The 13,947-nt window shown below is 45.8% G+C and carries 7 protein-coding genes, 1 tRNA gene and 1 pseudogene; 3 read left to right on the forward strand and 6 right to left on the reverse strand.

Going from position 1 to position 13,947, the window contains the following annotated elements; translation table 11 throughout:
* Both ACLOR3_RS02510 and ACLOR3_RS02515 read right to left on the reverse strand, forming a co-directional pair.
* Window positions 1–1,991 (reverse strand): alpha-L-fucosidase (locus ACLOR3_RS02510; protein WP_412036958.1); only part of this gene is annotated, 1,991 nt, incomplete at its 3' end.
* Window positions 1,992–2,096: 105 nt separating this feature from the next.
* Window positions 2,097–8,945 (reverse strand): Ig-like domain-containing protein, encoded by a 6,849-nt coding sequence (locus ACLOR3_RS02515; protein ID WP_411400146.1) that lies wholly within the window; start codon window positions 8,943–8,945, stop codon window positions 2,097–2,099.
* A 387-nt stretch (window positions 8,946–9,332) separates the two neighbouring features.
* On the opposite strand from ACLOR3_RS02515, the gene ACLOR3_RS02520 reads away from it, so the two are divergent.
* Window positions 9,333–9,803, forward strand: a complete 471-nt coding sequence (locus ACLOR3_RS02520) for a COG2426 family protein (protein WP_048716691.1) — start codon at window positions 9,333–9,335, stop codon at window positions 9,801–9,803.
* 130 nt (window positions 9,804–9,933) lie between these two features.
* Here ACLOR3_RS02520 and tsf read toward each other — a convergent pair whose 3' ends face one another.
* Entirely contained in the window at window positions 9,934–10,974 is a 1,041-nt protein-coding gene (gene tsf / locus ACLOR3_RS02525) for a translation elongation factor Ts (RefSeq protein ID WP_125335075.1), read from the reverse strand.
* 78 nt (window positions 10,975–11,052) lie between these two features.
* Entirely contained in the window at window positions 11,053–11,835 is a 783-nt protein-coding gene (rpsB, locus tag ACLOR3_RS02530; RefSeq protein WP_048716695.1) for a 30S ribosomal protein S2, read from the reverse strand.
* Between the two features lie 313 nt (window positions 11,836–12,148).
* Between rpsB and ACLOR3_RS02535 the strand changes: the two genes are divergently transcribed.
* Together ACLOR3_RS02535 and ACLOR3_RS02540 are read left to right on the forward strand one after the other, a co-directional pair.
* Window positions 12,149–12,219: transfer RNA gene (locus ACLOR3_RS02535), tRNA-Cys, on the forward strand.
* A 119-nt stretch (window positions 12,220–12,338) separates the two neighbouring features.
* Window positions 12,339–13,058 carry a hypothetical protein gene (locus tag ACLOR3_RS02540; RefSeq protein ID WP_287515516.1) on the forward strand — a complete coding sequence of 240 codons (720 nt, stop codon included), beginning with the start codon at window positions 12,339–12,341 and terminating at the stop codon, window positions 13,056–13,058.
* A gap of 88 nt (window positions 13,059–13,146) precedes the next feature.
* Here the strand turns inward: ACLOR3_RS02540 and nusG are convergent, their stop codons facing one another.
* Together nusG and secE are read right to left on the reverse strand one after the other, a co-directional pair.
* Window positions 13,147–13,683, reverse strand: a complete 537-nt coding sequence (gene nusG, locus ACLOR3_RS02545) for a transcription termination/antitermination protein NusG (RefSeq protein ID WP_006595435.1) — start codon at window positions 13,681–13,683, stop codon at window positions 13,147–13,149.
* Between the two features lie 184 nt (window positions 13,684–13,867).
* Window positions 13,868–13,947: pseudogene (gene secE, locus ACLOR3_RS02550) on the reverse strand (preprotein translocase subunit SecE); the annotation flags it as partial.

Raw genomic sequence — 13,947 nt, forward strand, 5'->3', positions numbered from 1 at the left:
GATCCTGCTGCCAAGTCCGGTGTTTCGTAGACCTTTTGACTACGTTTGCGGCTTGGGCTTTGGGTATTGACCGTCGCTAGCTTTTGCCCATCGACATAGACATCCATTTCCCCATGACCAGGGTCGACAGTTGCGACGACATAGGCCTTGGTGCCTTCAAACTGATAGGTCACCGAAGCCCCTTTTTCCTTGGTCCACATAGAAGTACCTCGGACGCCTTCTCCCTCTTCATTCCATTGGCTATTAGCTCGGTCAGCAGTCCGATCAGAATGATAAGTCAAACCAAGCGGGTAACCATCGGTTTCTTCGATGCTAGCTGGGGTCTTATAGACAGAGACACCGTTCAAGATTGGAGTGGCTTGGGCATCGGTGATGGATACCCGGATATAGCGACTATCAACTGGTTGCCCTTTGATCAAACGGCGGTATCCTACGGTTGAACCAGCTCCAAAAGGAACCCATTGGCCATTCACTGCCACATCGATGGTGAAGCCAGAAATCCGTTGGCCTTTCTCGATCGTTTCCTTGAGCTCGACTACATCAAAGTGTTGCTCTTTTCCAAGATCGAGGACAAAAGAGCCGGTCTTGGCATCATCTGCAGGTGCCCAACTGGTCTTTTCATCGCCATCTGTCAAATGGCTGGCTGAATAATGAGCATTACGTCGTGTCGAGTCAGCTTCAACCAAAGCTCCTGCTGCATAGTCCATACTGTAGAGTTGGTCCAAAGTCTGGCGGAATTCTTTCAAACGGGCTACATCGGCATCCGCAAATTTCCCATCTTGATTCGGTGGAATATTAAGCAAAAGCGGGGTTCCACGGCCGACTGATTTGAAGTAAATGTCCATCAATTCACGCAAGGACTTTGGCTCTTGATTGTCATGATAAAACCAGCCGGAGCGAATAGAAACATCCGCTTCTCCCACTGAGTATTGCTTCCCTTCCGGATCCCCGTGATTGAGGTAACTATTAGATGGATTGTTGCGGATCTTATCTGGATTGACCTTATGCCAAACTGGATCTCCAGCAATTCCCTTTTCATTTCCGATCCAACGAACATTGGTAGGCTCAGCTGAGAAGATGGCAATATCCCCTTGGGCCTTACGAATGGCATCAAACCACTTGTCGAAGGTATAGGTGACTTTTTGAGCCCCATCGCCCCGCGCTCCATCCATCCAGACTTCTACGAACTTGCCCTTGTTTCCATATTTTGGATCTTCAAGGATTTCTTTGAGCTGGTTGAGATAGTATTCGTTGTATTGGTCCTCTGTATCCACATGGTAGAGTGGGCTGTGAGCATCCCAAGGCGAGAGGTAGACCCCCATATCCATGTCATACTTGCTGGCAGAAGCAGAAACCTCGGCTAGGATATCGCCTTTCCCTTCCTTCCAACCGCTTTTAGCAATGGTATGGTCGGTGTATTTGGATGGGTACAAGAGGAAGCCATCGTGGTGCTTGACGACCATGATCGTCCGTTTAAAGCCAGCATCCTTCAGGGTTTTGATCCACTGATCGGTATCCAGATGCTCTGGATAGAAATAATAAGGGTCTTCTTGCCCATCTCCCCACTCACGATCGTAGTAAGTATTCATACCAAAGTGGATGAAAGCTGCTAGTTCTTCGCGGTGGTATTGCATCTGAGCCTTGCTTGGAAGCGGACCATAGTCTGCAATCTCAGGCTCCTCATCTAGAGAAGTGGCTGGTTGGCTTGCTTCTGTCCCTTGGCTAATTGTGAGATTTTCTTTCTCACTAGTAACTGGTGAAGGCTGTTCTGATTCTTCTTGGTGCTCGTTCACAGTTTTCTCCTCCTTTCCTTGATCTCCTGCATTGCTCGTTTCAACCCGTTCTTCACGCGGTTCACTATTCTCAGCTTGTTCCTCTGCGTAGCTGGTAGTCACTCCTAAAAAACAAGTCGCTACAACTACCGAGCAGACGCCTACTGAAAGTTTACGAATGCCAAATCTATTTCTCTTACCAAATAATCTTTTTCCCATATTCTATTCCTTTATGTCATCAGGTAAAGAGGGTGGAGACTTTCCCCATCCTCTTTCTGTTACCTGTGAACTTTTCACCGTATAGTTGCTGGCTTATCCAGCTTTTTACTTGGCCTTATCGGCTCTTTTTTTCTGATCATCCAGCACAGCACCGGCAAGACCTGCTGCTAAGAGACCTGCCACAAGGCTTGCGACGCTTTCTTCCGTTCCTGTATTTGGTAATCTACCTTCGGAAACTGGAGCAGCTGAAACTGCTGGTGTTTGAGCTGTTTTCTCGACTTCCTTCCCTGCTGCATCTGTCCCTTCCTGACGCACTGCTTTGACCTCAAGAGATGCTTGAGGAGTTGAGGTAGCTACTGGTCCTTCTGAGCCATGAGGATGTTCTGGGTTCGGAAGCGGTTGTGGCTCTGGCCGTGGTTGCGGCTCTGGCTGTGGTTGCGGTTGTGGCTCTGGTTGTGGCTGAGGTTCTGGCTGTGGCTCTGGTTGTGGAGTGTCTGGAAGCACTTCTTTCGTGCCCACCTCTGTGATTTCTGCCACTGGATCTAGCTCTACAAAGGCATCCAGTTCCTTCCGGCTTTCCACACCATTTTCTTGAGAAACTTCCACCAAGCGCAATTTGCGGCCTTTTTGACCTTCTTGAACCACACGTTTCTCACCTTTTGGAAGATCCGCATTTGGACGTTCTAAGCGTTCAAAGTCCATCTCTTCTGGCTCAATCACCAACTCTGGTTTGGTATGAACCAGATTCTTAACCCCTTCTTCAGGAATGGCTGAGCCTGTAGGTGCTTTTGCGGATAGAGAAAGTTGATATACTTTTTCGAGCTTGCCATCTTCTGAGACAACCTTGACAAGAACCGGAGCATTGGCACTTTTAGCATCGATGACCGTAACGGCTGTTCCATTCTTGCCTTGTGCTGAAACGATTGGACGTTCTCCCTCATACTCTAGATGATAATCTGTCACATCTGGTTTAAAACCTTCTAGGTCTTTGCCATTCACTTGGATCGTAACGTCAGTTGTTGCCTGGGCCTCTTCTGTTGGAGCATAGGCGCTCAATTCAATGATTCCGATTCCTTTAAGACTTTCATCACGGACCATTCTTAAACGGATGGCTTTGGTTCTGGTTTCGTTGAAGCTGAGGTTAGAGATATAACCAGGTTCAAAGGCATAATCCAAGCTATACGGGATTTCTTCCCAGTTAGAGGCTTGGTTAAATGGATGATCTGGAAGATTCTTCAGATTGCCATAATCATCCGGAACATCAAAGTCTGGACCAATGTAGCGTTCTAGAACCGTTTTCGTTGGCAGACCTGTTTCCTGATCTGCAAAGAAATCAACCGCTACTTTATTGACCAAGCGCTCTGTTACTTGACCATTTTTCTTGAAGATGAGACCAGCAAACACTTCAGTTTGATCAGGCTCTCTCTTCCAGTTGGTCCAGCGATAGTACTCGTTGTAGCCACCATCGTTGATGTAATCGATATAATCGATTTGATTTGGATCGAGATCATTGGTTTCACTAGCAAATGCCCTTGTATCTTCTGCATTGTAGTCACGGTTCACAGAGAGGTTTTCTCCTGTCTTTTCTGACACCCGGACGGTCAGCTGAGCTGTCAGATCATAGCCAATGACTTTTCCTTCTAACGTGAAGCTACCTTCATGAGAAAGTGCATCAGCTGGGATAGCCTGCCAGTCCACCGTCAGTTCCTTGCGTTCGTAACCTGTGTCCCCTTTGAAGTAGACACCTACTGTAGATGGTAGAACCAGATCTTGACCGACTTTCACAAAACGTCTGCCTGCTTCTACTGCTACTGGGGTAGCTTGTTTCAGTTTTTCTGCATCACTTGTGAGATGGAGGCGGTATTCTTGTAAGATAGTACCATCTTCCGCTTTATGGACGACACGGATTGGCTCACCTTCATGGACGCTTGGCACAACCGTTGCAAGACCGTGATGGCTGGCTGTCGCTTCCACTTGTGGATAAGCCCGATCACGCGCATCGATGTAGTAATCGGTCACACTTGGATTAACTCCTGGTAAAACCTCACCGTTGACACGAATGGTCACCTGGCTCTTTTCTTCTGCCTCAACCTTATTGGCAAATACCTGAATCTCTGAAATAGAGCTTCCACGTTTGCCTTCTGGTGTCTTCATGCGGATCCGAACGGCATAGGTGTCGACTTTATCAAAACTGAAATGATTCATCTTGCCAGCTGCTACCGGTTCTTCAACGGTTAGGTTGCTGACTTCTTTCCAGTTGGCTGGATTGTTAAATGGATGGTCTGTTTCGTCTTTGACGCGATTTGGATTGCTTGGAACAGTTGGGATTTGTTCCCCTGTATAGTACTCAATCACATACTCACTTGGAGCCCCAACGCCGTGGTCTTCATGGAAACCAACATGGAGGTTGTCCACTGCTCGCTTGGTCAAGATACCAGAATCCCCAAACAAGATACCAACAGAATCTTCCGCATTGTCACGGCCCCAGTTGGTCCAACGGTTAGCTGGAGCATCGGTAAAGGAGATGACCTTATCATTGACCTTAGCAACTGGATCCGCATCGTTAGAGTCACTTGCAAAAGCGAGTGGCAAGACTGATCCTGTCCATTGCTCAGCTACATTGGCTCCCTTGACTGTGGTGCTAGAAACGCGAATATGAAGACGGGTTGGAAGGTTGGTTCCTTCTACACGGCCTGCTATGACAACTTCTCCTTCTTGGGCCAAGAGTTGCGGATCGACCGCATCCCAGGCCACCTTGGCAGCATAGGTCTTGCCATTGGAGTGATAAGTCCGCACGCTTTCTGGAAGGGCTGGTTTTTCACCAACTGGCGTTGTCGTGCTGACTTCTTCTACAGCGATAATGCCTTCAACGGTGACTTGAGCTTGGGCTTCTTTTTCCACACCCTCTACATGACCTGTGACTGTAAAGCTATGGTAATCCTTGACTTGATCTGCTGTCACGGCATCCCAGGTCACACGTTTTTCTTTAGGGAATCCCTTGTCATACTCGACCAAGACGGTCTCTGGAAGAGCTGGCAAAACGTTTCGATCGGTGCTGATCCGTACAGGACGCACCTTGACAACTGTCTTTTCTTCTGGATTTGGCGTGATGGTAAAGGTTAATTCCCCTGTTTTTCCTTGGAAGCTAGCTTCTAAATGAACCAATCCTGCTTCCCGCAATTCCAAACCTTTATTGGTTGCGACGGCTTTTCCTTGGCTACCAGCTCTTGTCTTCACATCGATTTGATCTGCTTTGAGACTTGCCTGGCTACCATCTTGGTAATGGGCAATGACTTCAAGTGGTACCGTTTGGTCTTCCTTGAGTTCTTGTCCTTCTGGCAGACGCAATTCTAAACGTTGGATCTGTGGACTTTCTTCTTGGAATTGGACCACATAGGTCTGGACAGCTCCCGTATCCTTAGCGGTAACATAGATTTGAGCCTTCAAACCATTTTCGCGATTAGCTTGTAGGACCGTCACTTGAGCATTTTCTGCACTTGCTGTGACTTGACCTGGCTCTTGCCCATAAGCGAGGGAACGGAAAATGGTATGGTTGCCACTACCAAATTTTGGAAGGGCTACCCCATCTAGCTGAACCGTTGGTTTCTTAGCCTTGGCTACATCTCCTCCTGCAACCACTAGCGTCGCTTGGACCGTTTCCCCATTGCCTAGGAGACCTGTCGCCTTCAAGCGAGCACCTGGTGTGGACAACTGATCTTCTTGACCAGCTTCCAAGGTCCATTGATCAACTTCATAGCTAACTGTCCGGCCATCTGTGAAGACCAATTGCACTGTCTTATCCACTGTCGTTAGATCTGCTCCCTGTGGGATTTGTTTGATAACTGGAAGGACTTGCTCCACACCGATCACATCGACCAGAGCTTCGACCGTCCGTCCTTGAACATGACCTGTCACCCGGACTTGGCCAGCACGACTATAGTCTGCTGCATCCCATTCGACGGCTTCTTCTTGGGCCTTGCCATCACTATAAACAACAGATACGTGACTTGGAAGTTCAGGATTTTGTCCCAAGTACACTTGAGTTCGAACCGGTTCGACCCCCAAGACAGAGCGTTCTTCCTGGTCCTTCTTACCAGTAAAGAGGCTGACTTGGTCTGACTGCAAGCGGTCTGAGTCTGCATACAGGGTAAAGGCACCCGCCTGCTCAGTCGATTTGACAATGACAACCCCTTTGCCGTTGAAGGCCCGACGTTGCCATGAGCCATCTTCCTGCGCTTTGTAGCGTTCCCGGCTGGCTTGTTCCCCGTTGTCGACGCCGACAATTTGGCCTTGTCCATGCAAATGGAAATGCACCAAATTATTGGCAGTTGGAACGACACGACCTGCTTCATCGACGATTTCATAGGTAATATAGGTCAGATCCTTGCCGTCTGCTGCAATGGCGTGTTCTTCTTTCAGCAGGCGAACACCGGCTGGCTTCCCAGCTGTTTCGATTTGATCGCGGGCAATCACTTCGCCTGCTTCGTTGCGGGCAATAGCTTCCACCTTACCTGGCACATAAGGAACCAACCACTCTAGATAGAGTTCATCCGGATTTGCCCCTTCTTGGTAGGTCCGGCCATCTGCTGTGGTCTTCTTGGTAAAGGTCTTGACCCCTTGTGATTCCCCATTGACAATCAATTCCACACTGTGGGCATTAGAGAAGGAACGAACAGGGATCCGACCTTCTTCATCCATGACACGATTGGCCAATTCTGGATTTTCCCAGTTCCAATGCGGTAAGAGATGGACCATTGGATGTTTCTCAGCTGACAACCATTGACTTTGGTAGAGGTAAAAATCATTCTTCGGAAGACCGGCAGTATCGACAATACCGAAATAAGAACTTTTCACAGGTGTGTCATTTTGGTTGTGCCATGGTGTTGGCTCACCGATATAGTCGGTACCTGTCCAGATAAATTGCCCTGCATAGCCGGCATGATCGCGGTCAAAGGTCCAAGAGGCTGTCGCTGTCCGACCCCAACCAACCCGGTCATTGCCGTAGTCAGATTGTTCATAGTGGCGGTCTTCTTGGTTGCTTCCGACCCATTCTCTTTCAGGGTGGTAGTAAGAACCCCGTGTCCGCGTTGCAGAAGAGGTTTCAGAACCATAAATGAGCCAGTTTGGATGTTTAGCGCGTAGGTTTTCATAGTTGGCCTCTGAATAGTTAAATCCAACTGCATCGAGCTCTGCCGCTACCTTTTCATGCCCTCCTGATCCATCACCAAAGCGGAATTTATCAGCTCCCATGGTGACATAGCGGGTTGCATCCACTTCCTTGATGGTCTTGACCAGACGACGAACGGTTGCGACAGACTTATCAGATCCGTCTGCTTCACCGACTTCGTTACCGATTGACCACATCACAATAGAAGGATTGTTCTTGCCTCGCTCTACCATGGTCCGAAGGTCATAGTCAGACCACTTATCCCCTTTTCGGGCTTCTGGATGCGTTGCATCCTTTTCAAAGAATCTACCGTAATCGTATTGCTTCTTGCCACCATACCAGGTATCAAAGGCTTCTTCTTGGACCATCAAGCCCAACTCAGCCGCAATTTGCAGGGTTTGTTCACTCGCTGGGTTGTGGGTCGTCCGGATGGCATTGACCCCCATGTCCTTCATCTGTTTGAGACGGCGGTATTCAGCCTTGTAATTTTCCTCAGCTCCGAGGGCCCCATGATCATGGTGAAGGGAAACACCGTGGAATTTCGTAGCCGCTCCGTTAAGGAAGAAGCCACCTTCTGGTGTCCAGTTGAGATAGCGATAACCAAAACGTTCCTTTTGCACATCGACCAATTGCGAATCCCGATAGACCCGTGTATACAGAGTATAAAGGGCTGGGTTATTGGTTTTGACATCCCAGAGGGTTGGTTTTTCAACATGAAGGGTATGAGACAGGTTGATCTCTTGACCAGCCAAAACGGATTGCACTTCACTGCGCACCTTTTCACTGACCACTTGACCATTTTGATCGACGATTTCGTATTCCGCATACACACTGTGGGCTTGATCATCTTGGTTGACAATACGACTCTTCACAAGAGTATCGACTGCCCCATTCTGTTGTTCTTCTAATTTTGGACTCGTGATGGTGGTCCCATACTTAGCTACATGGACCTTATCCGTCACACTGAGTTTGACATCACGATAAATCCCACTTCCAGAATACCAACGACTACTTGGCTGTTGGTTGACCACATGAACCGCGATGGTGTTTTCACTTCCATCCGCATTCAAATAAGGGGTAATATCATAAGAAAAGGCATTGTAGCCATTTGGATAATGACCCACAAATTGTCCATTTACATAGACTTTGGAATCCATGTAAACCCCACCAAACTCCAAACGCACCTTCTTATCGAGGTCCTTGTCTTCCAAACGGAAGGTCTTGCGATACCAAGCATCCCCACCGTTTAATTGTCCCCCTTCATTTTGAGCCGGAGAGTTGTGATCGAAGTCAAAAAAGATTGACCAATCGTGTGGCAAATCTAATTTTTTCCAGTTTTTGACATCCACCTGGCGACCTTCTGCACCAGGAGCTGCATACAACTTGAAATACCAGTCCTTGTTAAAGTCTCGTTCGCGATCTTGCACCATGTCCTCCGCTACCTGTTTTTGATCCTTCGTAGCCTCTTCAGTAGCCCCAGCAGAACGTTCACTTGTTTGAGGTTCCACCTGTGGCTTTTCGATTTCGCTCTCATTTTTTTCAGGAGTAATCACAGCAGGTGCCTCTAAGGTTGTTGAAGCTTTATCAATTGTCCCAACCTCTCCATTCGTCACCTCTGACGCTTCCCTTGTGGCTGTCATCTCCTCTTCTGTTACAGCTCTTCCTTCTTCTTCAGCTAAGACAGATGGAGCTCCAAAAAAAGATACACCGATTAATACAGAACAAGCTCCAACCGCGAGCTTGCGAATACTAAATACACTGCGCTTTTCAAAAAAAGACTTTCCCATATTTAACCTCCTCTTGGGATTTTTAACAATGTAAGCGCTTTCTAAAATGCGTTTGCAAAAAAAGAAACTCTACATTTTAACTATACCAAAAGTTGAGGCTTAAACAAGAGAGCTAGCTAAGAATATATAGTTTGTACTGAAAGAACTATACTTTGTCGAACTGATTTTTATTAGCAAAAATAGCCTTGTCTAGAGAATTAATCTATAATAACATTTCTTTCATATACGAGAACTTGAGGAAGAAATCGTGAGGATGATCCCAATTTAATATAAAGGATTCGAGCTCCCTCTATTCACATGCCTTCAAAAGGAATTCTCCTGTTTGAAATAGTTGTCATTCCAGCGGAGATAAGGTAGAATGAAAAGGATGAATTGAAAGGATGACACATGAACTACATTATTACTTTTTTGATCTCCATGATTCCTCTGGTAGAACTTCGTGGAGCTGTTCCCTACGCCATCTCTAGCGGAATTCCTCTTTGGCAAGCCCTCCTAATTGGGGTCGTTGGCAACATGCTTCCTGTTCCTATTATTTTCTTTTTCGCTCGCCATATCCTGGAGTGGGGTAAAGAAAAGCCTGTTATCGGTAATTTCTTTACCTGGTGTCTCAACAAGGGCCATCGTGGAGGACAAAAACTAGAAGAAGCTGCAGGGGATAAGGGAATCTTTTGGGCCCTACTCCTATTCGTCGGTATTCCCTTACCAGGAACCGGAGCCTGGACTGGAACCCTCGCCGCCTCTATTCTAGATTGGGACTTCAAACGGAGCGTCCTTGCTGTTATGCTGGGAGTTGTCCTAGCAGGTCTCATCATGGGATTTCTCTCGCTCCTCTTTGGACTAGATACCTTTGCGCATTAATCACAAAAAGGACTGAAACAGCTGTTTCAGTCCTTTTAGAATGTAGACAAACTAGTTTTTACATAAAATAGCTAGATGACTTTATCTTGCAAAAAAAGAGGTTTCCATCGAAACCTCTTATTTTTTATTCTTAGTTGTTAAGAGCTGCTGCCATTGTAGCTGCAACTTCTGCTTCAAAGTCGTTTGAAGCTTTTTCAATACCTTCACCAACTTCAAAGCGAACGAATTCAACAACTGAAGCATTTACTGATTCAAGGTAAGCTTCCACTGTCTTGCTGTCATCCATGATGTAAACTTGTGCAAGAAGAGTGTAGGCTTGGTCAACTTTCGTGTTGTCCAAGAAGAAGCGATCCATTTTACCTGGGATGATTTTATCCCAGATTTTTTCTGGTTTACCTTCAGCTGCCAATTCAGCTTTGATATCTTCTTCAGCTTGAGCAACCACTTCGTCAGTCAATTGAGCTTTAGAACCATACTTCAAGTGTGGAAGAGCTGGTTTACCAACCATTGCACGGCTTTCGTTGTCTTGGTCGATCACGTGGTTCAATTGTGCTAACTCATCTTTCACGAATTGCTCATCCAATTCTTTGTATGAAAGAACAGTTGGTTTCATTGCAGCGATGTGCATTGAAATTTGTTTTGCAAGTGCTTCGTCTCCACCTTCGACAACAGAGATAACACCGATACGTCCACCGTTGTGTTGGTAAGCACCGAAGTGTTGTGCGTCTGTTTTTTCAAGCAAAGCAAAACGACGGAATGAGATTTTTTCTCCGATTGTAGCAGTTGCAGATACGTATGCTGCCTCAAGAGTTTCACCTGAAGGCATTGTCAAAGCAAGAGCTTCTTCGTTGTTAGCTGGTTTACCTTCAGCGATGACTTTCGCTGTTGCGTTTACCAATTCAACGAATTGAGCGTTTTTCGCAACGAAGTCAGTTTCAGCATTTACTTCAACTACTGCTGCAACGTTACCGTTCACATAAACACCAGTCAAACCTTCAGCGGCAACACGGTCAGCTTTCTTAGCTGCCTTAGCCATACCTTTTTCGCGAAGCAATTCGATTGCTTTTTCGATGTCACCTTCAACCTCAACCAAGGCTTTCTTAGCGTCCATGACACCAGCACCAGATTTTTCACGCAACTCTTTAACAAGTTTAGCTGTAATTTCTGCCATTTTGATTCTCCTATATTTTTTTAAAAATAGGAGAGCCGGGCTAAGCCCCGCCCTCCTAGGTAATTACGATTGTGATAATTAAGCGTTGTCGCCTTCTACAACTTCAACGATTTCTTCGATTGAATCTGCTTGAGTTTCAGTTGCTGCCAATTCAGCTTCAACTGATGCAACTGCATCTTCACCTTGACGTCCTTCGATAACAGCGTCAGCCATTTTCGCAGTGATCAATTTAACAGCGCGGATCGCATCATCGTTAGCTGGGATGATTACATCGATATCGTCTGGGTCAGTGTTTGTGTCGACCATCGCTACAACTGGGATACCCAATTTCTTAGCTTCTTTAACAGCGATTTGCTCTTTGTGTGGATCCACAACGTACATTACGTCTGGGATACGAGGCATATCTTCGATACCACCCAAGAATTTTTCAAGACGAGCGCGTTGTTTGTTAAGAAGTGCAACTTCTTTCTTAGGAAGAACGTCGAAGATTCCTTCTTCTTCCATGCGTTTGATTTCTTTCAAACGAGCGATACGTTTTTGGATTGTTCCCCAGTTAGTAAGGGTGCCACCCAACCAACGGTGGTTGATGTAGTATTGACCTGAACGAACAGCTTCTTCAGCAACAGCTTCAGCAGCTTGTTTCTTAGTACCAACAAACAATACAACTGCGTCGTTTGCAGCAGCTTCACGCATGAAGTCATATGCTTGGTCAGCGTATTTTACAGTTTGTTGCAAGTCGATAACGTGGATTCCGTTACGCTCAGTGAAGATGTACTTAGCCATCTTAGGGTTCCAGCGACGAGTTTGGTGACCGAAGTGTACACCAGCCTCAAGAAGTTGTTTCATTGAAATTACTGCCATGAGTAAATTCTCCTTTTTGTTTTTTTCTCCTCTCCCAGACGTCAGCTTGCAACACGACCACAAGGGCAACGGTGCCACAATAGTTCCGGGATGAGTATTTATTGCTTTACGCAACTTTATCAGTATAGCAGATTTAGAAGCTTTTTGCAAGTCATTTGAGAGAAATTCCTAGACTTTCCTACTTTTCTTCAGGGCTCTCCCTCCTTCCTTTATGTTTTTCTGCACGATTCTCATTCTTTCCCTTTTATAAGCCTTTTGTCCCAAAATTTTTCTTGACCTTATCTGATTTTTAAGATAAAATAGAATATGTTGTGGCGGTATAGCCAAGTGGTAAGGCACGGCTCTGCAAAAGCTTGATCGTCGGTTCAAATCCGTCTACCGCCTTCACAAACAAATATCAATGAGCCCAGCAATGGGCTTTTTTGATACCATCACTTGATTGGACTGCACCAGCGCTCCTTTGCGAGCGATGCTGTTCTCCATTCATGAAAGGAAAAGATATTATGAAAAAAGTTACCTTATATGCTCTTAGCATCCTCTCTTTTGCCATGCTCGCTGCTTGCCAACCAGCACAAGAAGAGACTCCCCAAAGAAAGCCTCTTGTTAGCAGCTCTAAAAAAACTTCTAAAAGCTCTAAGAGTTCTAAAAGTTCATATTCTAAAAAGTCATCCAGCAAAAAGGATTTTTCATCAGGCTTCGACGATGATCATTCTCATAGTTCTTCAGACTCTAACACGCGCGAGGATCCTAACTATACAATGAGCTTGATGGACCAAGGAGAGTCACTGGAAGCTATCGGGGATATCCCTGAAATGCCAAAATGGGCTGCCTTCAAAGAGATTAAAGTGGAAATCCTTGTCGGGAATGAAGCCCTTGCCCCTACTACAAAAGATGAAGCGATCAGCAAGTTAGGCCCTACTGATTCCACTTCTGATACTAGTGGTTACTGGCATGGGGAGGGCAGTGGTATCATGATTAGTTTTAATGAAAAAGGCCAAGCTACTAACAAAATTGCCACCTTGCCTAACTCTAAAAAGGTTACGAATCTCAAGGATATTCAACCTGGAATGACAGCTAAAGAAGTCATTGAAAAACACGGCCGTCCAGAAACTGTTTTCGTCTTTGGCTACGCGACTATCTTTACTTGGAAAGGTGAAGACGGGAAAGACTACTCTGTCGGTTTTGACAAAGAAACAGTCTTCCAAGTCTCTGAACCTGCATAAAAATCTCTTTTCAGCAAACACAAATCCTCCAAGACCAGCGTCTTGGAGGATTTCTTTCTATCAAGGGGAAGGCCCCTTTTTTCCTCTATTACAATTCTGCGATTTGATTGAGGTTGACTTCTGCCACAGTGTCATTTCCAAACATGGTGATGATCATTTTCACCTTGTTGTTATCGATTTCTGTGATCTTACCAGTGTAGTCTGCAAAGGCCCCATCGATAATGCGTACAGTATCTCCAACCTTCACATCAATGTTGAAATCTTGAACTGTTTGTCCCATCGAAATCAAGATGTTGCGGATTTCGTCTTCCAAAAGTGGAGTTGGTTTTGAACGGTTCCCGTGAGATCCCACAAATCCAGTAACGTTTGGTGTATTCCGAACGACAAACCAAGCTTCATCGGTCATGACCATTTCTACCAAGACATAACCAGGGAAGCGATTTTCTTCGATTTCTTTTGTCTTCCCGTTCTTCTCGATTTGCACAGTTTGAGTAGGGATTTCCACACGCAAGATGTTTTCCAACATGTTATATGTTTGTGCGCGTTGAAGAAGGTTTTCCTTCACTTTGTTTTCATATCCTGAGTAGGTCTGTAGGACAAACCAGCCTTTGTCAAAACTATCCATTTTTGTTTCCTTTCTTATCTACCAGAAGGGGATCGTTTCATCACGATACTAAAAAAAGCCTTCTGGCTCTTGTTTTCCTAGCTCCATTATAACATAAAACCGGAGAAAGCAAAGAAGTTTCTCTTGTTTTTCTTCAGCAAGGCAAGAAAAAAAGCATCCACATGGGACGCAGATTTGTTTCTTTTTAGAACATATCGATCAGCTTCAAAATACCTTTAGCCACTACTTGGTCAAACAAATAAATCAAGACCACGAAGAAAGCTG

It is taken from the genome of Streptococcus intestinihominis (assembly GCF_046824975.1).
Lineage (GTDB): Bacteria > Bacillota > Bacilli > Lactobacillales > Streptococcaceae > Streptococcus.

Excerpts from the sequence above, each read along its gene's own strand:
- ACLOR3_RS02515 (WP_411400146.1), bottom strand. The coding sequence starts at position 8,945 with ATGGGAAAGTCTTTTTTTGAAAAGCGCAGTGTATTTAGTATTCGCAAG.
- ACLOR3_RS02520 (WP_048716691.1), top strand. The coding sequence starts at position 9,333 with ATGAACTACATTATTACTTTTTTGATCTCCATGATTCCTCTGGTAGAA.
- tsf (WP_125335075.1), bottom strand. The coding sequence starts at position 10,974 with ATGGCAGAAATTACAGCTAAACTTGTTAAAGAGTTGCGTGAAAAATCT.
- rpsB (WP_048716695.1), bottom strand. The coding sequence starts at position 11,835 with ATGGCAGTAATTTCAATGAAACAACTTCTTGAGGCTGGTGTACACTTC.
- ACLOR3_RS02540 (WP_287515516.1), top strand. The coding sequence starts at position 12,339 with ATGAAAAAAGTTACCTTATATGCTCTTAGCATCCTCTCTTTTGCCATG.
- nusG (WP_006595435.1), bottom strand. The coding sequence starts at position 13,683 with ATGGATAGTTTTGACAAAGGCTGGTTTGTCCTACAGACCTACTCAGGA.